Source organism: Paenibacillus sp. 7523-1 (genome assembly GCF_002276415.1).
GTDB classification, from domain to species: domain Bacteria; phylum Bacillota; class Bacilli; order Paenibacillales; family Paenibacillaceae; genus Paenibacillus; species Paenibacillus illinoisensis_A.
The window spans coordinates 62,173-87,438 of the sequence record NZ_NPBR01000031.1; the positions used below are offsets into that span (position 1 = coordinate 62,173).

Below are 25,266 nucleotides of genomic sequence, written 5' to 3' on the forward strand. Positions count from 1 at the left end.
ACGGAGAGGGCAGAATAAACCTGAAGAAGCGGAGCGTTCGCTAAAAGCTTTCTGAAAGAAAGCTACTTCGGAAGCATACGCTACCACCGGATTTCCCCTTGAGAAGAGGAATTCATGAAATCCGGGGGTAACAGCGATCGGAAGGTTGTTCTGACCGCGTAGTGGTCCAGTGTGAGATTAGTTGTCTTATATCAAATAACGGAGGTGAATGGTTTGGATTGGGGACGGGCGAAAAATGTGTTAATCTATGCCTTCCTGCTGCTCAATCTGGTGCTCGGTTACCAGATCTGGATGGATGCGCGGGAGACGGCCGGAGCCAATCTGGACTTCACCTCGCTGGCAGACAATACACAGCAGGCGATGGAAGAGAAGGGCATTCAGGTGCTGGCACCAATTCCAAACGAAACGCCGAAGCTGCCTAAGCTGTCCTATGAGTTTATAGAAGAGGACAAGACGGGGATTCAAATCGATCTGGACAAGCCGGTGGACAGCAAGCTAATCTTCTCGCAAAGAGAGCTGGCGGACGTGCTGGCGGACGAAATTCCGCAGATTGGCACGTACCGGCTGGATCAGCTGATGACGGAGGATGGGGCGTTTGTGCTTCATCCGCTAGTCGATGGGAAATGGCCGCTCTTCAATGTCAGTCTGGAGCTGTTCTACAGCGATCAGAAAATTACGGGTTACCGTCAGACTCCGGTGCGGATTACAACCGCGGAGGAGAGCGATCAGCAGGTGCTTCCGGCGCCCAAGGCGCTGGGAACGCTGATCGAGAACTTTTTGCCAAACGATGCAATTGTCAAAGACATTCAGCTGGGCTATTACGGCCAGTTGTTTAATTCCGATATACAGGTAGCGATGCCGGCATGGCGGTTCGTGCTGGAAAGTGGCGAAGTGTTGTACGTGCAGGGCATCAGTGGGGATGTATTCAGTCCCAAGACAGACAAACCAGGGGAGTAATGCGTTATGGGGATATATTTTACCGTGTTATCCAGCGGTTCGACAGGGAACGCCACAGTTATACAGCATGGGGGCACGTCCCTCATGATTGATGCGGGCCTTAGTGCGAAGCGTCTGGAAGCCTTGTTTCTGGAACGGGAGATTTCAGGAACAGAGCTGGACGGGATTTTGGTTACACATGAACATTCCGATCACATTAAAGGACTAGGCGCGATGTCTCGGAAATATAATTTACCAATCTATGCAAATACGAATACGTGGGCGGCACTGGAGAAGTCGGTTGGGGCCATTCCAGAGGAAAACCGGAGAGTGTTTGAGACGGGAGAAAAGCATGATTTTGGGTCACTGCGCGTGGAATCTTTCGGGATCTCGCATGATGCGGCTGAGCCAGTAGGGTATACGTTCGATGATGGCAGTGAGAAGCTGTCTGTTGCAACAGATCTTGGCTATATGAGCGACAAGGTTCGCGATGCGATCTCCGATTCTGACGTGCTGGTGCTGGAGGCGAATCATGATGTCGAATTGCTGCGTATGGGGCGTTATCCGTGGAACACCAAGCGCCGGATTTTGAGCGACATAGGGCATTTGTCGAACGAAGCAGCAGGGGCAGCGCTTAGTGAACTGATGAACGGACGCATCAAGCGCACGTATCTGGCACATCTTAGCCGGGATCATAATATGATGGACTTGGCGAAAATGTCAGTGCGCGACGCGATGGAGAGCCGTGGATGCTTCTATCGGGATCATGAGTTCAAACTCTGTGATACGTATTACGACCGTCCTACGCCATGGGATAGGGTGGGTGAGCCATAAAGCTGTCGAGTTCGGCGGCTTTGCGCTCGAATTCCTCACGGGTCAGAATGCCTTTATCGATCAGCAGCTCGATGATCGTGCTTAACGCTAGGGTATTACGATAATGTTCTTCCTTGAGATCGGCCAGCTTGGCCGCCATATGAACCTCATCCATAGCTGTGAGAGTACGCGTGCGTTCCATAAGTGAATCCTCCTTCTATGAACCTTCGAATTGGTCTTTTACTATTATTGTAGTCAGGCTGGATGGAAAACATTCCTCTTTTTGCCGCTATAATTTGTGTTCTGAGGCGTGTATGCTGAAGTCTGTGGCTTCCTGAGCCGAAAAAGTTCTTGAGAAATTGGAAAAAGTACGCTTAGCGAACCGGGTTTTGTGGTGATAGTTAATATGGACGTTTTATTATAGGTCCGTTATTGGTAAACCTGCTTTAGCAGAAATTTGCGTCAATCTTCGTAATTATGCAACTTTTTTGAATTTGACGTGTTTAGTATATATGGAGCCTTGAAAGAGAGGCTTGTTTGTTCGGGAAGTTGGCATGTCGTAGAATGCGAGAACGTTGCTGGTAGAGTCATAGACAGGATGGGAGTGTCCGTTCTGCTGTACATAGACGCTTCATTTCGGGATAGCGGAGATGCAGCGATATGCAAAACAACCTTGAAAAAATGCTAGAAAGCATGGAAAACCGTTTGGGGTCTTCACGTAACGGAGACGACAGAATGAACTTGGAGAAGCGATCGAAAGGTTCATCTGTCGGCGGAGTGGGCTATGTGAGAACACCATCGTTGGCCATGCCATAATGATCAGGCGGCAGTCAGGATCTGGATGCGTGACAACGAAGGGGAGAGGATCACGATGGGATTGTTCGGAGACGATTTTTATTCAACCAAAGTATCAAGACGCGCCGAGCCTGTACAGAAAGGCAAACTTCAGATTATCCGCCCCGGTGGACGGGATCGCTGGCAAAATCCGCGCCGATCTCGCTCGGGCATCAGCTCCACCGTGAAGGTGGCAGTCATTAGTTCGGTAATCAGTTCCATCGTGACCGTTACGCTGTTTAGCTTCATCATGCAGCCCGCATCTGTTCCTCTGGCCAACGCTACAGGCAATGGCGGGAACGGAGGTAACCTGCAGGCCGCGCAGGCGGCTGATCCATATGACCGGATTATCCAGGCAGCAGCCAAGGTGCGTCCTTCGGTCGTGAGCATCGTGAACCATAAGACGGGTAGCAGTCTATCCATGGAAGATTCGGCGCTTGGATCAGGTGTCATTTTCAAGAAGGAAGATGGCAAGGCCTATATCATGACCAATCATCATGTCGTCGAAGGGGCAAGTGATCTGGAGATCGTGACTGTCGAGGGCGAGACACACAAGGCGAAACTGGTCGGCAAGGACCGCGTAAGCGACATCGCAGTCATGTCTGTTGAGGATGACAAAGGCATTGGGCCCATAGCGGAGATTGGCGATTCCAGCAAGCTTCAGCGTGGTCAGACGGTGCTCGCCATCGGAAATCCGCTTGGCTTGGGCGGTACGCTGACATCCGGTATTGTCAGTTATACGGATCGGATCCTGCCCGTGTCCATTAACCAGGATGGTGTATACGACTGGGAGCAGAACGTAATCCAGACCGATGCAGCCATCAACGAAGGGAACAGCGGTGGCGCACTCGTTGATCTGAACGGCAAAGTGGTCGGCATCAATACAATGAAAATCTCGGATACAGGCGTTGAGGGTCTGGGATTTGCAATTCCAATGAACGAAGTGATGAAAACCGTCGATTCACTGCTGCTGAGCGGCAAAGTGTCCCGTCCATACCTGGGCGTGTACACCGTTGATCTCAGCAATCCATATGCACCACTGGATGATGAGCAGCGCAAGGATCTGAAGCTGCCATCTCACGTCGACAGCGGTGTTGTCGTGCTTGAAGCGTCCGGTCCGGCATCCGAAGCGGGTTTGAAGCTCAATGATGTCATTACGGAATTTGATGGGCAAAAAATTACCTCTACGCTGGATCTTCGGAAGTATCTGTACGATAAGAAGAAGATTGGCGATACCATTGAAGTCACCTTTTATCGGGACGGCAATGCCGAGAAGGTTTCTGTGAAGTTGACCGATAAACCGGAGTAAAGGTAATCGGAATTGAATTTGGGCGAGAAGTCCCCTGCTCGTGAAAGAGGCAACACATCATTTTTTTGGGATGGTTGAACCTTCTGACACGAATCGGGGACTTTTTTATTTTCTTTTCCGAATAAGCGGATTGAACCAGAGCCAAAGTCTCAGTTACAGAAGGGGTAGGCTATGATAGACTATTTTAAAATGTGCCAAGGTGCACGATTGTGCGAGTAACATGCATTTGTCGTGGTTGGGTTGAAAGATCAATTGGCAAGAAGAGGAGCTTATTCGATGAAACATTTGATGAAACCATCGCTCGGAGGAGCGGCTTTACTACTATCATTATCCGTACTCTCTGCATGTGGATCTGAGGTATCTTCCTCTGGATCTGCGGATAACAGTGGTTTGGAGGGACGAATTGCAAGTCTGGAGAAGCAGCTTGCCTCACAAGGTGAGAAGAGTATAAAGCAGGATGAGAAAATTGCTGCGCTGGAGAAGAAGCTGGAAGAGCTGAACAGCACGGTAACAGCAGCAAATGAAGTGGGTGGGAATGGTTCTGCTACCTCAGGTAATAACGGATCTGCCGGCAAAGGGGATGGCATACGAATTACCTTTGCTCAATATGAGAAGCTTGAAGTGGGCATGACGTATGATGAAGTGAAGGAGATTATTGGCGGGGAAGGCGAAGCCCTGAGTGAAGCGGAGAATACGGTCGTCTACAGTTATAAGGGCGCTGGTGATACGGGGGCCAATGCAATTCTGGCGTTCCAGGGTGGCAAGCTGCTGACCAAGGCACAGTCGGGATTGAATTAAGAAGTTGGACTGGAGATTGAATGTATTGAAGCATAGATAAGTATTGTTGTATGAAATCATTGGAGCGTCTCTAGGGATACGGAATAGTGTCGAAAAAGGAGCGCTTTTTTGGTTTGATTTTTGCTGGATGGGGAAGATTATTGGGGGTTAAACACGATAAATGAGGGATAGGGGTTTCTTTTCCACCCCAGGTGTGATAGAACAGAGAAGTGGCTATCCTATATGGATAAGCGGTTGTGAATCGGGAGCATAGCTGGTTACAGAAAGGATGCTTGAACGGATGTACGTTGTATGCAAAGAACACGTGGACATTGCCATCGACATGTTTGTCGATGAGTATGAGGACGCTCCGGATATTGTTGATCTGAAGGAGACGGAATTTGCCGATTGGGACCCGCCTGCGAAGTGCGCCGAGTGCGAACAAAAGGCCGAGTTTCTCGTCGTCTAGCGTACTGTGTAGGCATCCGCAGCAGAGGCGTCCCTTATGGACGCACTCGCTCGCCTGCCATCCGGTATGAACATCAAAGGCAAGAAGCAGGGAGAGCGTGTCGGAGCGCTCTTTTTGTGTTTGTGGGAGAATGGGGAGATGGCGGTATGTGCTGTCTGCTGTCTGTGGGTGAAGTCGGATAGGAGAGTCATTCTTTGAAGCGTCAGGTAAGGAACGTAAGACGTCTTAAAAGGGATGATTAGGGCCGATATTGTGGGTTAACGAACCGTAGACATGCTATTTGCCGGAAATGAACTGTAAAGAGCCCTTACTTCCTCGTATTAAGGTGTGTGAGGTTCGCAAGAGGATCTGCGTTTAATAAGTGAGATTATAGTTGTGGTGAAGCACCGTTCATATAAATAGATACATACGGATTGGATCATGAGGAGGAAGTGGTTTTATGTTCATTCAAATTATTGGCGTAGGCAAATTGAAGGAAAAATATCTGACGCTTGGCATTCAGGAATATGCCAAGCGTCTTGCCCCGTACATCAAGTTTCAGATGATCGAGGTCGCAGACGAGAAAGCGCCCGACACCCTGAGCGAAGCTGAGGTGCGGGCGGTGAAAGAGCGCGAGGGTGAACGCATCCTCGCGCATGTGAAGAGCGAGGCGCATGTCGTTGCGCTCGCATTGGACGGCCAGCTCTGGAGTTCAGAGGAGCTGGCAGCGGAAATCGACAAGCTCGGCACGTATGGGACGAGCCATGTCGTGTTTGTCATCGGAGGAAGCCACGGGCTCTCCGATGAGGTACTGCGCCGCGCGAAGCAGCGACTGAGCTTCGGGCGCATGACCCTGCCGCACCAGTTGATGCGGCTGGTGCTGGTGGAGCAGATTTATCGCGCGGTGAAGATCAATCGGAATGAACCGTATCATAAGTAGGGGCAAGTTTTTTGCGGAAAACTCGCAGTAGCCTGTATTTACAGCCTACTGAAGATAGGAACACGATTGTGCTTAAATCGAGTCCGTTTGTGCCACAGGCGGCAGCGAAGGTTGGAGAGATTAATGCGAGTGAGTTCCCAGTTGGTGTAATCAATGTCGTTCATGGTGATGCGGATGTGGGCATTGACATCGTACAGCGACTGTACATGTGAGATTGAATGTAGGCTCTAACCGTGCGCTTTGTTTACTGATCTTTAAGAATTAGTAGACAAGGCGTTTTTTTGTCAGATTAGTTTGACAGTAGCAACTCTTTAGAGAGAAAAATAACCCATATCTGATGGAGGTGACCCTGAAGAAATAAAGAAGCCACTCCATTTTTTTGGAGTGGCTTGGTCTCAGCTATTATACGGTGAACGGCGGCTATTTTCTACCTAGTGTCTCCCAAATTCCATGGAGCCAGGAGTCGAACTCAGCATCTTTGTCGCCCTCGTAAGTATCATAGATATCCAGACGTGTCTTTTGCAGTTTTTCCTTAAATTGCTCGAATGTGTGACCTTCAGGAAGGCTTTTTTTAATCCGTAGCAAAATTTTGTTAAGACCTTTGAACAGCTCACCTTTGTTTTTGGCAGGCATTTGTACATCTTCATCCAACTGCTTCAGCTTGAAATATGCGGCTTCACGCACCTGGAACACTTGATCATTTTTCAAAACATGCTGGAGCAACTTAATGGTAGGGGTTGTATCCCAGTTTCCCAATTCGTTCACCGCATTCAGTCTGTCTCTCCAGCTTGACGACCGGTTAGCCGCTCGTTTGAGCTCTTCAAAGTTCTCCGGTAGTTCGTTCACTGCTCCAATATCATGGTTGTTCGTCAAAATTCAATCTCCTTAATCATCGCCATCTCGGCAGGATGATGAATGTTATTTATGTGATCACTATTATAGCACGAACCTGACTAAACTACTCCTATGAAGCCGATTGGCTAGCCTTTTCCTTAATGATGTTCACCATACACACCCAACCAATTAGTCCACATAAGACAAAACCAAACGCATGCAGAGATCCGTAAATGGGAATGAAGTCGAGTATGGTTAAGGAATACATATTTTTCAGTAACGGATAGAAGATGGAAATGACAACAACCGTGTAAAAGGCTAGGCAAGAAAGGCCTAAGAAGAAGGCTGACTTAATATCCAAAGCATTTTTCCTCAAGTAAGCAAAGAGATAAGCGGTATAAACCACAATATTACATGCGAACAAAGTGACACCAATGTACTCAATCGGCTTGGAGAAAATCATACCGAAAGCAATCAATATGGGTCCGATGATATCGATGGCAACAACCCAGGGATACCAGCTTTTTTTCGTCATGATCCGTCCCAGTGCGCCAATAAAAATCGGAACGATTGCAGATGAAAAATGAAAATGGACCGAGCTTAACGCGTGTGTAGCCACATTAGCTTCAAAGAGGTCCAACTGATATTGATATAAGGTAAACCATATGCCCCCGATAAAAAAATAAACGAGCCCCGCTCCAATCGCTACTTCCGCTGCTCTTCCTTTAGAGATCACAATAGTGATCAAGCCATAGATGCCAAGCATTAGTGTAAACAGTAGCCACCCAAGGGAGAGAATCCCTGGTATTGCGGTGCTTTCTAATCCCCACATCTTACTGCTCATTACCGAGGCCAAGGTAAGAAGCGCAGCGGGAAATTGAAGCCATTTAATAGCAGCATAAATCCTTCGTTGATATTTATTCCTTGCGTCATGGTTCAAGAGTAAAATCACAAGAGGAACAATGACGAAAGCGGCAAAAAGTAGAAATTTTTCAACAAGTTCGAATTGAAAGTAATTAAGATAAAATATCAGAATGCTTATAATTGCACCGGGAAACGCGGGTGCTAATAATGATTTCATTAGTTGCTTCAAGGAACTATTCATGGTGTTTCCTTTCTAACCTACGTTTATCGTAATAACCGCCTGCACCCAGTTGTGTAGCGTTCTTTATTATAGATCGGCAATTCTTCTTTTTGTAGTCTAACACATATAATTGTCAATATATGAAAATAAGCATCTTACTGCGAGAAGGATCGTGTGAAAATAGTCTCTAGAGTCTTTCTCGACGAGAGTTCCAATGGAGGCACTTTACTATATTGTTAAAAAGGAGAATGGAGATGACCGCAAAGTTAACCTTGAATTATACGAATGGAGACTTCATAGAAAAGATAGACATTGATGATATTGAGATCCTCTGTTTCATAGGCGGAGAAGCCACCGCACAAGAAGAAAAAAAGTAATCTAGGATAAAAGTCAGAGACGCTGGAGAGATGTCCACGTCTCTTTTTTCTGCGCTCAGAACTTGTAAATATTATTGAACATATTAAGAAATACAAGAGAATTTCCGATAATTAATATGCAGTTATATGTCATGAATCGACATTTATCAACATTTTCTTAGAAAAGGTGATTTAATATATGTTTTCACCGTTCCAAAAGAAGAAGAGTAGACTTGAACAGCTATCGAGAGAGGACCTTCACGTGAGGAGGGACTTGGAAGAACCACAAAAGGAAGTATCGTTAGATTCAACTACTTCCGAAGCGAAGGAAGAGTCTTCAGATTCTGTTTTAAACAATAAGGCCCATATGGACAAAAGCTCACTTGATCTATTATTCGCCGTAGAGCAGATGATTAAGGAAAAACAGCATGTCGAAATGAGCCATAACGATGTACAGGATCGACTAAACCATGCGAATGGACAAAATGATCGCTTGAACAGAGATCTAAAGAACTTGGGCAAGGTCATTGAGGAACGGGAGAAGAGTATTTTGGAGCTGGAGCGGAAATTGGCCGATAAGAACCTGAAGGTTGATCAGATGCTGGAAGACTATCGGGAGCTCCAATCGAATATGGCTGGTCAGAATGAGGAGCTAAAGGGTGTCATTGAACTCGAACGTCAGAATTATGCTGGCCTGCTTCAGAAACACAATGAGATGATTACCGATAAGAATAAGAGAATCAGCGAGCTTGAGGAGAAGAATGTACGATCTGAATCCGAGCTCACTCAAATGAAGCAGAAATTCGATACTCTTCGCCAGGAGAAAACACATCTGCTTAATGTGGTAAATGACTTTACGAACAGACTGACATCTCCGTTTGCATCGAACGCTGGAAAAACCGAAGAATCTCCAAACGATTAAGTCATGTCTGATCGGAAGAGAGGACGAGTGGTATGGATTCATACATTACGCAGGTAATAGAGCTGTTATCGCTTGGGAAGACCTCGGATGGTGTATATCAACTCACGGTCATCGTGACCCAAGAGGATAGGAAAGCTACATACGAATTGGTTATTGATGAGTTTACATATCTTGGACTTGAAGTGTTACAGCCAATCAACGGAGACAGAATCAGACTCTCTCCTTATGCCAAGTGGGATCCTTACCGAAATACCTTGTATAGTTCCATAATCAGATCCACAGAAGTTTCCCGGGATGTGCAGTATTTTGCGTGCAGTGAAGCATACATAGATGAAATAAAGCGGATCAGGAACCTTCCACCCGTAATAATGGAAGATCGAGGTCAGGAAGACAGCGTAGAGGAACCCGCTCCGCAGCGGACGCACCTCCTGCGGCAATTCGCTGTACACATGCCTAAAATACTCGTTCTGTTTCTGTTCACTGCCGGCTTGCTGATTGTTCTATCTATCACTTCGAAAGGGAATGACAACTCTGCAGATACATTTAGCAGTCCCGTCGGAGTGGCGCAGGCAGAGGAAAAGACAGATGCTCCAAAATCAGCGGTGGATCCTGTATCTATAAGCAATACATACACGTCCAAAATCACCGATGCAGCTGCGAGAACGGAGCAATTGGTCGTATCTCAAGTATCGGATCGGCATAGTACCAACCAAGCCTCCATTGAAGTCATCGATATTGATGAAAAGGAGTCCTTCTTTGGTTTACCCAAGGGATATGTGGCTTTAACCTTTGATGATGGACCTTCCGCGCTTACGAAGCAGTTTGTGGACATTCTGACAGAACAGAAGGTAGCGGCAACTTTCCTATTCGTAGGGCAGAAGGTGGAACGCAATCGAGATGCTGTTATCTATGCGGGTGAACATGGAATGGCGATCGGAAATCATTCCTGGGATCACAGTTTGCTTCCGAATTCTACACCTCAGGATCAGAGCGAGAGCTTGTCGAAAACAAACAGCGTTATAGAATCACTGACGCATAATACGGTTACGTTGTTCCGACCACCATACGGTGCAATTAACAACGAACTTGTCTCCGAAGTCAAGAAGATGAATATGAAGACTCTCCTATGGAATCGGGATCCAGAGGACTGGAATGCGAAGAAACCGGAGGACATTATTCGATACTTTCACCAGGTGGAAGCTGCTGGGGGCGTATATGTGCTGCACGAGAACAAGAACACACTAGAAGCACTGCCCGCTATTCTGGAACATTTAAAAGAAAAGAACTTGAAGTTTGTCATCTTCCAATAAAATAGACCAGCTTCCTTCTCTATCAATCTTTCAAAATTTTTACATCCATTTGATATAATTCGCGATTTTTATGACTAGATTTATGTTAAAATATCTCAGGATCAGAAATTGGAGAGGGGTTTTTTAACTCATGTCATGGAAAAAAGTTTTGGGGAAAAGCACCATTCGTGTGGCAACGACTGCACTATTACTTTCTCAACTATTCGGCGCGGTAGGATCTGTCTCTGCTGCAGGCACAGATGTAGAAGTACACTTAATCGGAATTAATGACCTGCATGGTCAGCTCGATACCACATCAATGGTTGGGGATAAAAAGGCAGGAACAGCTCCAATTCTAGCTACATATCTGAAAGAAGCTCAAGCCAAATATGAACACTCCCTCCTCTTCCATAATGGAGACTCTGTTGGTGCATCGGCGCCAGTTTCTTCTTTGGATCGTGATGAGCCTACGATGGAATGGATGAACATGATGGGCTTCGATGTAGGTTCTCTTGGCAACCATGAATTCGACCAAGGCATTGCTGCATTGAAAGCACAGATCTTTGGTGGCCTTGATCCAAAAGAAGGCAAAGTGACTCATGCTGGAGCGAAATTTGATTATGTAAATGCAAATGTCATCGAGACTGCCACGGGCAAAACATTAATTAAGCCATATGTGATCAAAGAAGTGGGCGGCGTCAAAATCGGATTTATCGGATTAGTGACGAAATCTACACCGGCTAAAGTTTCACCATCGGGTACAGCAGGCGTGCGTTTCCTAAGTGCTGAGGAAGAAGTGGAAGCGGTTAATAAATATTCAAAAGAATTGCAAGATCAAGGTGTTGAAACGATCATCGTTCTGGCTCATGATCCAGCAACAACCAAAGAAGGCGTAACTACTGGAGAAGCCGCTGATTTGGCAAAAGCTCTGCCAGCAGACTCGCCTGTTGACGTAATCGTTGCAGGTGACAATCACGCTTTGGCTAACGGTGAAGTGAATGGAAAATTGATTGTTCAAGCTTACTCTTATGGTACGGCATTTGAAGATATTAAGTTGTTGATTGACCCTACGACTGGGGATGTAACTGAAAAATCTGCAACAGTGACAACAACTTTCCAAGAGGGTGTAAAAGAAGACCCCGAATCTTTGGCAATTATAAAGAAATCATTGGACAAGCATCCTGAGCTAACCAAGCCAGTAGGTACAACAGATGGTTCTGTTACTCGCACAGATGCCTACAATAACGAAGCACCTCTAGGAAATCTCATTGCAGATGCAATGCGTCAAGCGGATTTCGGGGATAACGCAAGCGAAGCTGACTTTGCATTTATGAACCCAGGTGGTATTCGTGCAGATCTGCCAGAAGGCGATGTGACATTTGCTGATCTTGCTAAAATCCAACCGTTTGGCAATACGCTAGTAAAACTGGAGCTGACAGGTGAGCAAATTCAAACCTTGTTGGAACAACAGTGGGGAACCAATGCGGATGGTACGCCAAACACCAAAACACTACAAATCTCTGGTTTGAAATACACTGCAGATTTCAATAAGCCAGTTGCAGAACGTGTGACTAGTCTTAGCCTTGAAGATGGTACGGCTATTGATCCTGCCAAAACATATACAGCTGTAGTGAACAACTTTATGGCAGCAGGTGGAGATAACTATAAGGTACTGGTGGATGCTAAATCATCCCTGGCCGGCCCTATCGATCTGGATGTATTCTATCAATACATTGTAGATGCATATAAAGGCGGCACAATTCAGGCTAAAACAGAAGGACGCATTACGAACATTGCTGCACCTGCAGAGCAGCCAGAAACACCGGTAACAACAGAGTTCATTTCCCGTGCTGAATTTGTAAGTGCGCTAGTAGACATGTTGAAACTAAACGAAGTTGCTACAGCACCTGCATTCAAGGATGTGGCTGCTGACGCGGCATATGCAGATGCCATTGCTGAAGCTGCTCGCGCTGGATTCATTCAAGGCTTTGGTGGCAACTTCAACCCTGACCGTAATATCACTCGTGAAGAAGCAGCGACTATTCTTGCTAAGTTGTTGAAAAATCCAGCTTCGGATAAAGATGCTGCAGCGATTATTGCTGGCTTCAAAGATGGTAAATCCGTATCTAACTATGCAGTTAAATCCTTGGCACAATTGATTGAGCAAGGTATTCTTGAAGCGGCAGAGAACAATTCACTCGAGCCGAAACAAGGTCTCTCCAATAACGATGCCAAAGCTCTCATTCAAAAAGCAGTTGCAGCAAAAGCTTCATAATATAGAACGTAATCAAACCATATTTTAAGACAGGAAGACACATCCTTTTTGGAAAATAGCTCTTCTCTAATGATAAACCTCGAATCTTCGAAAGGGTTTATCCAGGAGAGTACTATAACCCCAATGAGGATGTGTTTTATTTTGCTTATATGAACCGTTAGGTAGTCCAAGAGGTAAGATCACTTCAGAAATGCACTCCCTCAAGCCATAAATCCCCTAAATTCAACTTAAATGAATCACCTTTCTATTCAAGTAGATCCTCAAATATGCAGATGTTCTTGTTCAAGTTGTACTTGTTGAGATTTTGTAGAGACTCGTTTTTTAAACTAAACAAGAAAGAGTGGAAACTCGGACCAAAGTGCATCTTCACGAACCATCGATCTATGAGGGTGAAGAGGAGGAATCTCCGCAAGATCTCATTGAGGCAAGGTCCACTAGAATCATACATATAGAAGAGATTCATTAGGATAAATGTGATCAGGCTGGATCCTCCGTTGTTGATGGATTTTGGCAATTTAGCGAATGGAGGAGAAAGGGATCTTGAAACGACAGCGCAACATGGGAAAAGCAATACTCTCTTGCTTCTTGGCAATGATGCTTGTATTGCAGACGGTGGCATTTTCTGTCACGGCCTATGCGGATAGCGAACCAAGCGATTCTGGGGCCGCGGTTATTAGCGAAACCGATTCGCCGAGCACAGATGAGTCACCAGGTACTGACGAACCGTCTTCAGTAACCGAGGCAGTGTACGATCTGCCGAACGCTTCCTTAGCGATGACGGCAGCTCCGACCGACAAAACGGTGGTATTCATGGATGCAAATGTAACCTTCCCACTGCAGGTAACGCAGGGAACGGTTGTTAGCCCCGGTGGTACGATCCAGGGCCGGCAGGCATTTACCCTTAAATCAGAGGGCCTCAAGGTTCCGGTTAAAGGGGATTATGCCAATACACCGGATGAGAATGATACAACCAAGTACATTCAGCAGGGTGATTCCATCGAGTTAAGACGGGATATCTACTTCAACGAAGTAGTACTGCCGACAGCTACTAAGCCATTAATGGCAACAACCGATATGGGTGTGAAGCAGCTCGGTACTGCGTATTTCACCCCGGATAGCATTAAAATTGTGTTCGATGGTGATGATTGGTTTTTTAACGGTGTAGGACGAGGGGTTACCTTCGGCTTCGAAACCACTGCCAATTCGGATATCACAGGCATGAATTACGGTGATACGAAGCCTATCACGATTTTCGGGGGAGCGTATGAGTTAGTTAACCCGGATGTGACGGCAGCGTACAGCATCACTTTAGGCTCGCCTGGAATGATTAGATGGGACCAGTATAGTTACCGGGGAATTCAACCAGCCCAATTGGTAGAGGGTGCAATTACCTGGGAGTCAACGGTATCCGCATTTGATCAGTTTGATAAAACAGTCCAATTACCGTTGGACGGGAAGATATTTTATACGAATCCCGCCGCATATAATACGGGCTTTGGTAACGTGCCCGGTATCTATATGGAAGGTTCGTTTAAAGTCAATGGCCAGGATGTAACTCCAGTCATTGGGGCCGACGGATCACTAACTTACCTATTTCCGGAGGGAACAGGTCTGGATCCAAAGGTTGAATTTAAAACATGGATACCCAAGGAAGCTTATTATTACGAGTATCGCAATGCACCAAGTAATCTTGGTCGCAGCCACCGGGATATGCATGGCAAAGTAGAACTGAGACAGGACAGCACCATGCTGGTGCAGGCAAGTCAGGAGATTTCTTTTGCCCCTGACTGGATTCAAGCCAGTGCTTCCTATGACCATGCGAGTGAAACTATTACATGGAAGGTCACGGTTAACCAATATAACAAAAAAGGGTTAAAGGACTTTACGATTACGAATGTATTGCCTGCCGGGCTGGACTTTATATCAGCTGAATGGCAGACGTGGGTGGATAATACGGCATCTGGGGCACAGCCCATCACACCGGATGCAAACAGCATGTATTCCTTTGGGGAGATCAACGGCAAAGTAGAACTAGTGATTAAGAGCAAGGTCACAAGCGGTTCCAGCTTCAGAATTGACCCACGTGCCAACTGGAATCTGGATACACCGAGCGGCATACAGAACAACGATGTCATAGCTGGTACAAGACCGAATGCAGTGACAGATGAGGCAATAGTCAACATCGGTGCACATACGTTTACCAAAACAGGCAACGTTTCAACCGAGGATTATAGCCTGGGTGGCGTTACATGGACGGTCAATCTGGCGCCACAGTATAACCTGCCAGATGCAGTAGTTTACGATGTGCTGGTACATGGCGGTGATTTGAACGTTCTGGACAATGCAGTGGATATAACTGGCGAAGTGAGCACAGAAACCATTGCCAAAATCAAAGCCAACGTTAACTCGTACCAGCTGTGGAAGCAGTATCATGAGGGATCCTTAAAAACGACTGCAGCCGGACTTACGACAAAGGTCATTCCTTTAACCGTAGACGGTAAAGTGGTGGCAGATTTGATTAAGGTAACCGGATATACGGATAAGGCTGCATCTTTCAGCTTCCGTTCACTGGAGACTAACCCGGATATCCTCTTCAGACAGAATATTGAAACCGGAAAAACGATTCGGAATCGGGCACTGCTGTTTGATGGAGATACCGTGAAAATGGCAGAAAATGCTGCTAATCTTCATCTGCGCATGCTGAACAAAGATATGCTCTTTGCATCGAAGCCATTGAAGACAGATGGCACACTTGAAAATGTAAGCCCGAATAACATTGGTAGCTATATTCGAAACGATAACAATGAAGCATGGACCATTTCAGGCTATGATAGGACAACCAAGACGGTCACATTCCGTTTAGGGGTCAACATGCCAGGATATAACACAGAAGAAATGGCTAAGACTGGCGGCAATCGGGTCATTAGCAACATCAAGCTGGTGGACACACTGCCCGAGGGATGGGAGTTCGTTCCGTTTTCTGAAGATGAGGAGTTTGAGCTGTGGAAAGGATTTTCCGACAATGGATCAGGTACAGAATATGGTGTCCGCAATGATGCCAGAACACGTATCGAACCAGGAACAAGTGCTCATGTCGTCAGTTTCTCACATCAAGGAAACGAGGGGACGTTCACTTTCTCCAAGTTGGAGAGTCCATATGTCATTCTGGTAAAAGCAAGACCTTCCAATACCGCTCTGCAGAAGTATTTGGACGAGTATACCACCAGCGGCATCGATAAGCAGGTAATGTATAACCAAGCCGACCTCCATATGACATGGGGTGGTGTGGAGAAGGTTCTCACTGAACAGCGCAAAGTGATTGTACCGGTTCAGACCCTGGGCAAGTCAGTAACAAAGCCAGTTCCAGGTGTACTCGAATGGACAGTAAACTATACCCCTCCATTCAATATGGCACAGGGTGTATATTTGCAGGATACCATAGGTGCAGGTATGGATCTGCGCTATGAAGAAAATGGACAGCTTGTGCTAACAGCACCTAGTATGGCTGTGTATCAGGCTAAGCTGTCTGCCAGCGGAGCTCTGGAACGAGAGGGAGAAGCACTGGATCTTAGCGACCCGAATAGTGAAGTTCAGGTAGAAGCTGTCCCAGGTGCCGACGGCACAACGGTGCTAACATTTAATATGGATGACCCTAATCAGTTCTACCAGTTTGTCTACCAAACAGAGGTTGACCCTTCCAAAGCAAAAGCTGGCGATAAAATGGGCAACGAAGTAAAGCTGGTGGGTGATGATAAGCTGAAAACAGTCAGTGCCAGAAGTGAAAGTACGCTGGACAACTCAGACGTTGCTGGAAGTTCAAGCTCCAATGCGCTTCTGCCTCTGAGAAAGGTGGATCCCGATAACAATCCGCTACAAGGTGTAGAGTTTACACTGTATAAAAAAGACGGCGGAACCCAAGTTGCCAAAGGAACAACCGATAGCAGCGGAAAACTGAATCTGTTATTCCCGGATCCAGGATACTATGAGCTGAAGGAAACGTATATCGACACAACAACGTGGTTGCCGACTACAAAAATTTATCAGGTATATGTAGGCAATACGCCTGGAAAGCCCATCTGGGTAGATGGCGTGAAAGTAACCTCGGATAATCCGCTGGTTGTTCCTACACCAGCACAAGGAAAGCTGACCATCACCAATAAGGTGGAAGGGAACGGCAGCGATCCTGCCAAGGATTTTGAATATACCGTAACTTTCGAGGGTGAAGGTAAGGACGGAGAATATACCTATAAGAAGCCTGATAGTACGATTGGCACGATCAAGAACGGTGACAAGATTATCCTGAAGCATGGAGAATCTGTAACTCTCTCGGCATTGCCTGCAGGTCTGGTATATACCGTAACCGAGGCCGATTATACAACCGTTGACGGATACACGACTAACCCGGAAACGAGAGAATTGACCGGTACAATCGTGAATAAAGGTGATCACAAGGCAGACTTCGTCAATGAACGAACCGTTAACAAGCTGACAGTCAGCAATACCGTCATGGGGAACGGTGGCGACAAGACGAAGGACTTCGAGTACAAAGTTATTTTTGAGGGTACGGGTAAGGATGGAAGCTACTCCTACGTGAAGTCGGACGGCAGCACAGGTACGATCAAGTCCCTGGATATCTTCAAGCTTAAGCATGGAGAGACACTGGATATTTCCGATCTGCCTAAGGGTCTGAAGTACACAGTTACCCAGAAGGAATACACAGCCGATGACTACACGACCAATCCTGAGGAACGGGAACATATCGGAGTCATGGAAGGCCAAGAAGAACTTGCCCCGTTCACCAACATTCGGGTACTGAAGGGCGGCCTGCTCATCAGTAATACAGTTAAAGGCAAAGACGATGACAAAAAGAAACTATTCAAGTACACCCTTAACTTCACAGGAGAGGGCGAGAACGAAGCTTTCACCTATGAAAAATCAGACGGAAGCAGCGGCACAATCAAGAACGGGGAGACCTTTGAGCTTACAGACGGTCAGACACTTATTGTGCAAGGACTTCCAACGTATCTCGAGTATAAGGTGACCCAGGATGATTACACGGAAGATGGTTATGTAACGAATCCTGAAAGTTTTGACCACACAGGCACTATTCCAGAGAAAAAACTGGCCGAAGCGCATTTTATCAATACTCGCCCATATCTGGAAGGCGTTCTGCGTAACAACAACACAGGAGAAGTTATTCCAAATGCACCTATTACGATAACGGACCTGAAAACCGGCAAGGAGATTCAAACGGAAACGAATGACAAGGGTGAATATGCGATCCCGGCCACAGCGGATACGGACTACACAATCACTTATACCAAGTGGTATCAGGTAGGCGGAAAAGATGTTCCTGTCGAGTTCACGCAAAAAGCGAATGTAGACGGCAGCGTGACGGACGAGACCATTCCGGCTGACATTACAGCTGTAGGGATCATTCTGTTTAAGCAGCTGGATGGAACAACAGAGCTATTCACTGAGTCATTAACCAGTCAGATGTACATTTATTTGAAGGATATGGACGGCAAGTATGTTGAGGAGAACGGTCATCCCAAGGCGTTTCCTATGGCTTCGAACGGTACCTTCTCTGTGGAGGGGCTGAGCGAGCAGAAGTATACAATGGAAGTTCGCTATAAGGCTGAGACGGGGGAGGAACTGCTCTTCAAAGTGACACAGCTGAACGTGAAAGCGAACGGGGAGCTGAATATATCCGAGGCATTGGTCGATCCTTACGGTACGGTTTATGACGAAACGACAGGAGATGCGAGCACAGGCAAGAAAATTGAAGGAGCCAAAGTTACACTCTACTATGCTGATACGCAGCGTAATCGAGATAACGGCCGCATTCCGGGTACGAAAGTTACACTTCCTCCGGTTCCTAATTTTCCGCCTCATGACAACGAGAGCCCAGAGCAGATGAGTGATGCCAACGGCTTCTACGCGTACATGGTATTCCCTGAAGCAGATTATTACCTGATTGTAACGAAGGATGGATATGAAACACACAGAAGCGGCACCATTTCTGTTGATTTTGACATTGTAAAATACGATGTCCCAATGAAACCGATCCATTCCGGTGGCGGCACCGGTGGTAACGCTGGGAATGGGAACAGTGGAACGGGCAACAGCGGTAACAGTGGTACAGACAATGGCAGTAACGAAAACAACAATAATGGTAGCGGTGAAACCGACAACGGTAACAGCGAGACCGACAACGGTAGCAGCGAGACCGACAACGGTAGCAACGAGACCGACAACGGTAGCAACGAGACCGACAACGGTAGCAACGAGACCGACAACGGTAGCAACGAGACCCGGTGGCAGTGAAACCGACAACGGTAGCAACGAAACTGATAACGGCAACATCGGAACCGACAACAGCAGCAACGAAACTGGAAACGGCAGCAACGAAGCCGATAACAACAGCAACGAAAGCAGCAATGTTGGTGACGAGCTGGACGAGGCTCCAAAAACCGGAGACAACAGTGTTTCGCCAATGTGGTATATGGTTCTGGCGCTGATGTCTTTGGTGACAATCGGACTCTGTCTACTCGGTAATAAGAAGAAGACGCACATGTAGTAGATTGGAAAGGCGGTAAGAAAGCAATGAGCAAAACCAAAAAAATGCTTATCGCCGTTTCCTCCCTTTTGTTGGTGTTTTCTCTCGTCAGTATGACAAGAATTTTTTTGCGGGATTATACGGAGCAACAGAAAATTGAAGAGCTGACAGAGGTTTGGGAGGAAGGATCAAACCAAGAAGGAGGGGATGCAATCCCCTCCTTTTTGTCCAATAAGGCGAATAAGCAGGCCATGCTTCCCGAATTCCGGAATCTTTACCAGAGGAACTCGGACATTGTGGGCTGGCTGAAAATGGAAGGTACCCGGATTGAGTATCCGGTCATGCAGAATCCAAAGGATGCGGAGTATTATCTCAATCATGATTTTGATAAAAGGGAAAATGCAGGCGGGCTTCCTTTTTTGGATAAGGATAGTCAGGCTGATACTTCGAACATTTTGCTGATTCATGGACACCACATGAAAAGCGGCTGGATGTTCAAAGACTTGATGAAATATAAGAACGAGAGCTTTTATAAGGAGCATGCCACGTTCCAATTCAGCACACTTTACGAGAAAGAAGAGTATGAGATTGTTGCCGTTATTCTGTCAGAGGTCTATCGAAAATCGGATGACGTTTTTAAATACTATCAGATTGGGGATATCAATACGCCCGCCGAGTTCGATTCCTATGTACAGAATATGAAGAAGCTTTCTCTCTATGATACAGGTGTAACAGCCCAGTATGGCGATAAGCTTGTTGTGCTGTCTACGTGTGAGTACTCGACTGAAAATGGAAGGCTGGCCGTGGTCGCGCGAAAGCGTTGAGGTGATGCTGTTTACAAGAAACGATACAGGGAATTATACAAGAATTAAAACAGGAAATGATTCTGCTTCATATCGCGTTCTCCCTTAGGAGGACGCGTTTTTTTTGTCGGCAAAACGTTGAGTCTACTTATACCTTATAGTAGCTTTTCACCTCTTATTCAATAGAACGATAATCGGACAAACGTACTTTTTGTTTCTTGTCCACTTTTATACCTCACTAAAAGCAATCCTATTGCATTTAATAAAACTATCAATAATAAAGGAGGTTTTGAGAATGGGAAATAGAAGACCTGGAGCTGGCTATGACCTTGTTCAGATATTTAACTCCACTCCATATAATGCGGTTGGGAGAGTAGAGTATGCATCCATCTTTTGTGCTGACGACAATTATAGTGTTCAGCGTGATGAGACTTGGAGAGCGTCTAGTCGCGGGGCCTGCCTGTTGACTAGAATAACGGCAACGGTTAGAACGCCGAGTGGAAATGTTGAAGCCGAACCGTATACTTCTTCGGGTACTTCATACAGCCAGTTCGCTATTATACAAGTCGGGGTAAATAGATTTCAAGTGACACGCGTAATAAGTGCTACTAAACGCCGCAAGAAATAACAGAAACCGATTATGATTCGGGGATAGCACCAAAATATAAAGAGGCGACCTGCCAAAGCTACAAGGTGGGTCACCTTTCTTTTTGCTTCAATGCTCCTTATACCATAATATTCTGCGATACATCGAGGAATCTTGTACATGCCGGAAAGGGCGCAGGTCTGGTTTATAATTGCCTTCAATGATCCAAATCCGACGCTTCCTGTCGATGCCTATATCGAACCCCACCTGTCTTAGCTTGGGATAGTGCTCTCCCAGTCGTTTGGCAGCCAGTAGGGCAATTCGTTCCGCCTTAACAAGTAAGCTTCGGCCTCCAATATGAGCTAGTTTTAATGCTTTTAGCACGGGGATGGTGCGGCTGGTCACATTCGTGACATAGTATCCTTGCTCTGCAACTTTTGCGTATGAGCCTGTCACGTTCCAGGGGGATGAAGGATTTTTCTGGCGTTGAACCATAATGCGGATATCGAAGGGTCGATCTTGAACCTGGGCAAGCTGCAAACGTCTTTGGACGATATATCCATGAACTTTGTTTTTGTTATGGAACAATTGAAGTAACTGATTCGTGTCTTTCATGGCAGTCACATGGTCCTCATGTTGAATACGTATAGATTTCGCACCGTTTCGATGTATGAACAGGATATCTCTTCCATAACGCCCGTCGCGAGGCTTCACAACGACGCTCTGATATTGGTTCAGCATCTTCGTAAAATTGTTCTTTTGAAACAGACGCGTTTTAGGCAGACGTTTGGCAAGAGAAGGGCCCTTACGGAGGATGCGGTACTGAGTCCATTTGTCTCTTTTCATTACAATCGGAATCACAGCCTTTTTTCATTCGTTTACAGTCATTCTAAGGTAAAGTAACGGTTAGCATAAGCGGCCATTCGTCTATATTCATGATAATGCTCGTTCAACTCGAGTATTTATCGATGTTCGGGTTGGGACGCCGACCGGTTCTATGATGTCTGATTAGCATGGGAGTGGTGGGTATATGGATTTTTTATACATTTGATATAATAGAATGAATTCACCATGGAAGGGACTGAACTATGCACAGATATCAATATCTTGAACCTACCCTATCCAAAAACAATGGAGGTGAAAGTATTGATTACGGAATTACAGACAGAGCGTCTGCAACTGAGGAAAATGCGGGTATCAGATTCACCGGGTTTATTTAAAATCTGGTCTGATCCGGAGGTTACTCGATTTATGAATGTTCGTTGTTTCACGGCTGAAAATCAAGCAATAGAAATGATTCAGCTTCTGGATGATCTATCACAGGACAATAAGGCCATTCGTTTCTCCATCATACACAAAGAATCGGGCGAAATTATAGGATCATGTGGGTATAATGCCTTCAATTTTGCAAATGGAACAGCGGAAATTGGTTATGACCTAGCCAAATCCTACTGGGGAAAAGGTTATGCTTCAGAGGCGGTTTCGAGTTTGGTCGAGTATGCTTTTTCATCATGGAAGCTGAAACGAATCGAAGCAAAGGTAGGACCTGAAAACCTGAATTCCATAAAGCTCTTGCAAAAGCTTGGTTTCACATATGAAGGAATTTTTAGCCAAGATAAAGGCGCAGAAGAAGCAGCGAGTGATCTGTATTTATACTCAAAATCAACATCAACATCATAATAAACTAATCTATCAGCATTACGAAGTAGAATACACTGAGTATAGCCGTACGGGTTCGTAGACCGTACGGCTATTTTGCATTTTACGTAAAACAACAGAATTTTATATTAAGTCGTTAGTCAAATAAGATACAATGAGATGTAGATTAGGGCATCCAGGCGGGTGCCTTTAGGTTTACCCGCGCACAAGGTTAAATCGTGTTGAAGATATTCGAAGATATTAAATATGAATTGAAATGGTGGGTTCATGAAAGAATTATACAGTCAGGTAAACCGAAGAACATATTATATCTCCATGTTAACGATCATTGTGCTTATGGTGTGGGGACTTATCCTATCGACGTCCGAGTTAAAGGGCATTACGATAGGATATGGTATTCATTTTACGTGTGTAGCAATTATATCGGTGTGTTTGTTGATCTATCCGAAGTATGAGACCTACGTTTTCAGAAAGATCATCATTATGATGGGCTTCGTTTATTTCTATACTCTTTTCTTTTTGTACCCGGATACCTGGACCACCTATATTCTGATATGCCTCATTCCTTCCCTTGCCATTTTGTTTTTTGATATGAAATTGTTTTACTTCTCCATGGTTTTAAATGGAATTCTGATCCTGATGACTTTCGTTTATATTACTCTAATTGACCAGGGACAGGTGTATACATACTTACATTACGATCTTGTAGGCAATTTAATCAATATCATAGCCAGCCAAGTGCTGCTGTTTCTCATATTTCATTTATCCTTTAGTCGGATGAAAAAGCAGCAGCTCTATTATGAGCAGGTACAACAAGCAGAGCGTTTGAAGATGATCGCTAATTTGACCGCTGCTGTGGCGCATGAAATTAGGAATCCGGTTACTGTTGTTCGAGGTTTTTTGCAGTTATATCAGCAAGATCCCGCTTTTGACGTTTCGGACAAGAACAAGTTTAAATTAATGATCGATGAACTGAATACGGTTGAACACATCACTTCTCAATTCCTAACCCTCTCCAAGCCCAACGGAGATCTGAAACCGGAGAGAGTCAATGTGAAGGATGTCCTTCATAGTGTTACAAGTCTGCTAAGTTCATATGCCATGCTGTCGGATAATCATATTGATATAGATGTTGAGGAAGACTGTACGATTCTCATTAATACGATTGAGTTCAAGCAGCTGCTAATGAATTTAATCAAAAATGCAGTGGAAGCATCGGAGGCTGGCATGTCTGTCTCTGTCACGGCAAGGAGAAATCGTCATGATATTGAGATAAGAATTATCGATCAAGGAAGCGGAATGTCAGAAGATGAGGTGAAGTCACTAGGAACTCCTTTTTATTCGTTAAAAAGTAATGGGACAGGGCTCGGATTAATGATTTGCTTTAATATTGTCAAAAAATATGGCGGAGAAATTCATTATCATAGTTTGAAAGGACATGGAACCACGGTTACTGTTCGCTTCCTAGCTGTAAATGACAACTGAAAGTGTAGAATAAATATTCTTTTTAAGCGTATTTTCGCTAAATAGCAGGTTCTCGATAATGGGAAAAATTAATGACAAATCTGGCGTAAAAAGGTTTGGTGGATGTAGGCGATGTCTTGTAACAGAGGGGACAGCACCTGCTTTTATTAACATCGTATTGCGCCCCTTTTTTCCTCTCTAGGTCTTCTTGAGATCATAGTAATTTTATAGATTTTTCTTGATTGACTAACATATCTCGAGTGAGTAGAATAAAAACACAAATCAAGGATGAAATGTGATTCTTGAATGTGAAATCGGCATTATAGTTGTCTGCGGCGTGACCAATTGTGAATCAGACAAGCTTAGGTAGTGTACTTGATAGGAGTATATGTCAGATGTGTTTGTGGAGGATAGTGCTGGCAGTACTGAGGAGGATTGTAACTAATACATAAAGTAAATTGAGAGATGTATACATCAGCAGAAAAAGGATTAATTATTTAAAAACTAAATCATTTAAGGGGAACAGATGAAAAAGAATTTTAAAGCAAAGTCCTTATCAATCCTATCTACAGTCGCTATCCTTAGCACCATGGTACCACATGCCTCCGCTTCGGTAACTTTGAGCGATATTTCAAGTAGCTACGCCAAGGAAGAGATTAATGAACTTGTCCAAAAAGGGATTATTTATGGCACTGGTGATGGAAAATTTAATCCAATGAGTAATATAAAGCGACAGGACTTCGCTATCGTACTGGTAAGAGCATTGAATCTGGATACCGACAACCCTCCACAATCACCTTCTTTTAAAGATGTTCCTCAAAACAACTATGCATTCTCTGCTGTAGAGGCCGCTGTCAAAGCTGGTCTAATTAAAGGTATGGGTAATGGAGTTTTTGGTATCAATCAAAATCTTACCCGTGAGCAAATGGCTGTCATCTTTGTGAATGCACTAGGAGTTAATAGTGCAGGAAAGGGTCAAAACCTAGCGTTTTCGGATGTTAATTCAATTTCTGACTGGGCTAAAGATGCAGTTGGTGCTGCTGTTGAATTGGAACTAATGAAGGGGAATCCGGATGGTACGTTTAAACCTTCTAATCAAGCAAGTCGTCAGGAAGTAGCTCTGGTCGCATATAAGTTTCTAAACGAAAAGACTAAGATTGATGAACAAAAGCCGTCTGTGACACCCCCGCCTACTCCAATACCGCAAACACCAACTCCAATACCAGTCCCAATACCGAGTCCAACACCTTCTACTGGTGGTGGTACACCTTCGACAGGTACAGGAGGGAATTCCTCAAGTAATGGAGATTTGGAAATCGCCAATCTGGTAAAAGCGGCAATCGCAGCCTTGCCAGCAAAAGGTGATGTGATGCTGACC

General features: G+C 45.4%; 23 protein-coding genes. 19 read left to right on the top strand and 4 right to left on the bottom strand.

The annotated features are described in order from the left end of the window. Positions 1-213 precede the first annotated feature (213 nt). Together yycI and CHH60_RS28145 are read left to right on the top strand one after the other, a co-directional pair. On the top strand, positions 214-957 hold the full coding sequence (gene yycI, locus CHH60_RS28140) for a two-component system regulatory protein YycI (RefSeq protein ID WP_095290591.1): 744 nt from the start codon (positions 214-216) through the stop codon (positions 955-957). Between the two features lie 6 nt (positions 958-963). Next, positions 964-1,770, top strand: coding sequence for an MBL fold metallo-hydrolase (locus tag CHH60_RS28145; RefSeq protein ID WP_095290593.1), 807 nt, complete (start codon positions 964-966; stop codon positions 1,768-1,770). Here the strand turns inward: CHH60_RS28145 and CHH60_RS28150 are convergent. Continuing rightward, a complete protein-coding gene (locus CHH60_RS28150) occupies positions 1,739-1,951 on the bottom strand; it encodes a hypothetical protein (RefSeq protein ID WP_095362207.1) in 213 nt (70 codons plus the stop codon). The two genes, CHH60_RS28145 and CHH60_RS28150, sit on opposite strands and share 32 nt — an antisense overlap. Before the next feature lie 491 nt (positions 1,952-2,442). Here CHH60_RS28150 and CHH60_RS30435 point away from each other — a divergent pair, with 491 nt between their 5' ends. The 7 genes from CHH60_RS30435 to CHH60_RS28175 all read left to right on the top strand — a co-directional run bounded on the left by CHH60_RS30435 (position 2,443) and on the right by CHH60_RS28175 (position 6,269). Further along, the gene (locus CHH60_RS30435; protein WP_255248112.1) at positions 2,443-2,565 is read left to right on the top strand and encodes a hypothetical protein; all 123 of its coding nucleotides are present in this window, start codon (positions 2,443-2,445) and stop codon (positions 2,563-2,565) included. Positions 2,566-2,620: 55 nt separating this feature from the next. Then, the gene (locus tag CHH60_RS28155; protein ID WP_095362208.1) at positions 2,621-3,892 is read left to right on the top strand and encodes a S1C family serine protease; all 1,272 of its coding nucleotides are present in this window, start codon (positions 2,621-2,623) and stop codon (positions 3,890-3,892) included. A gap of 276 nt (positions 3,893-4,168) precedes the next feature. Next, on the top strand, positions 4,169-4,690 hold the full coding sequence (locus CHH60_RS30440) for a hypothetical protein (protein WP_255248113.1): 522 nt from the start codon (positions 4,169-4,171) through the stop codon (positions 4,688-4,690). Positions 4,691-4,970: 280 nt separating this feature from the next. Beyond that, entirely contained in the window at positions 4,971-5,138 is a 168-nt protein-coding gene (locus CHH60_RS28165) for a CxxH/CxxC protein (RefSeq protein WP_068964251.1), read from the top strand. 36 nt (positions 5,139-5,174) lie between these two features. Further along, a complete protein-coding gene (locus tag CHH60_RS30020) occupies positions 5,175-5,336 on the top strand; it encodes a hypothetical protein (protein WP_176476237.1) in 162 nt (53 codons plus the stop codon). Positions 5,337-5,577: 241 nt separating this feature from the next. After that, positions 5,578-6,057 carry a 23S rRNA (pseudouridine(1915)-N(3))-methyltransferase RlmH gene (rlmH, locus tag CHH60_RS28170; protein ID WP_095362209.1) on the top strand — a complete coding sequence of 160 codons (480 nt, stop codon included), beginning with the start codon at positions 5,578-5,580 and terminating at the stop codon, positions 6,055-6,057. Between the two features lie 68 nt (positions 6,058-6,125). After that, on the top strand, positions 6,126-6,269 hold the full coding sequence (locus CHH60_RS28175; protein ID WP_255248114.1) for a hypothetical protein: 144 nt from the start codon (positions 6,126-6,128) through the stop codon (positions 6,267-6,269). A gap of 208 nt (positions 6,270-6,477) precedes the next feature. On the opposite strand, the gene CHH60_RS28180 is transcribed toward CHH60_RS28175, so the two are convergent. Then, entirely contained in the window at positions 6,478-6,930 is a 453-nt protein-coding gene (locus CHH60_RS28180) for a HEAT repeat domain-containing protein (RefSeq protein ID WP_095362211.1), read from the bottom strand. Between the two features lie 91 nt (positions 6,931-7,021). Then, entirely contained in the window at positions 7,022-7,972 is a 951-nt protein-coding gene (locus CHH60_RS28185) for a YndJ family transporter (protein WP_441339420.1), read from the bottom strand. A gap of 257 nt (positions 7,973-8,229) precedes the next feature. Between CHH60_RS28185 and CHH60_RS30445 the strand changes: the two genes are divergently transcribed. The 7 genes from CHH60_RS30445 to srtB all read left to right on the top strand — a co-directional run bounded on the left by CHH60_RS30445 (position 8,230) and on the right by srtB (position 20,200). After that, positions 8,230-8,352, top strand: a complete 123-nt coding sequence (locus CHH60_RS30445; protein ID WP_255248115.1) for a hypothetical protein — start codon at positions 8,230-8,232, stop codon at positions 8,350-8,352. Positions 8,353-8,605: 253 nt separating this feature from the next. Further along, positions 8,606-9,253, top strand: a complete 648-nt coding sequence (locus CHH60_RS28190; RefSeq protein WP_255248116.1) for a hypothetical protein — start codon at positions 8,606-8,608, stop codon at positions 9,251-9,253. Between the two features lie 32 nt (positions 9,254-9,285). Beyond that, positions 9,286-10,563 (top strand): polysaccharide deacetylase family protein, encoded by a 1,278-nt coding sequence (locus CHH60_RS28195; RefSeq protein WP_095362214.1) that lies wholly within the window; start codon positions 9,286-9,288, stop codon positions 10,561-10,563. A gap of 130 nt (positions 10,564-10,693) precedes the next feature. Further along, a complete protein-coding gene (locus tag CHH60_RS28200) occupies positions 10,694-12,817 on the top strand; it encodes a 5'-nucleotidase C-terminal domain-containing protein (protein ID WP_095362215.1) in 2,124 nt (707 codons plus the stop codon). A 540-nt stretch (positions 12,818-13,357) separates the two neighbouring features. Next, complete coding sequence (locus CHH60_RS28210; RefSeq protein ID WP_255248117.1) at positions 13,358-19,144, top strand: DUF7601 domain-containing protein; 5,787 nt, start codon at positions 13,358-13,360, stop codon at positions 19,142-19,144. Further along, a complete protein-coding gene (locus CHH60_RS30450; protein ID WP_255248118.1) occupies positions 19,141-19,338 on the top strand; it encodes a hypothetical protein in 198 nt (65 codons plus the stop codon). The genes CHH60_RS28210 and CHH60_RS30450 overlap by 4 nt, the downstream gene beginning before the upstream one ends. Positions 19,339-19,423: 85 nt before the next feature. Then, positions 19,424-20,200 carry a class B sortase gene (gene srtB / locus CHH60_RS28215; RefSeq protein WP_095362217.1) on the top strand — a complete coding sequence of 259 codons (777 nt, stop codon included), beginning with the start codon at positions 19,424-19,426 and terminating at the stop codon, positions 20,198-20,200. 694 nt (positions 20,201-20,894) lie between these two features. Here the strand turns inward: srtB and CHH60_RS28225 are convergent. Continuing rightward, entirely contained in the window at positions 20,895-21,611 is a 717-nt protein-coding gene (locus tag CHH60_RS28225; RefSeq protein ID WP_141236998.1) for a YheC/YheD family protein, read from the bottom strand. 300 nt (positions 21,612-21,911) lie between these two features. On the opposite strand from CHH60_RS28225, the gene CHH60_RS28230 reads away from it, so the two are divergent. The 3 genes from CHH60_RS28230 to CHH60_RS28240 form a co-directional block, all read left to right on the top strand. Beyond that, positions 21,912-22,445: a GNAT family N-acetyltransferase gene (locus CHH60_RS28230; RefSeq protein ID WP_095362220.1), complete on the top strand. Its 534-nt coding sequence runs from the start codon at positions 21,912-21,914 to the stop codon at positions 22,443-22,445. Between the two features lie 246 nt (positions 22,446-22,691). Beyond that, complete coding sequence (locus CHH60_RS28235; protein WP_095362221.1) at positions 22,692-23,909, top strand: sensor histidine kinase; 1,218 nt, start codon at positions 22,692-22,694, stop codon at positions 23,907-23,909. Positions 23,910-24,414: 505 nt separating this feature from the next. After that, on the top strand, positions 24,415-25,266 hold an 852-nt coding region (locus CHH60_RS28240), incomplete at its 3' end, for an S-layer homology domain-containing protein (protein ID WP_141236999.1).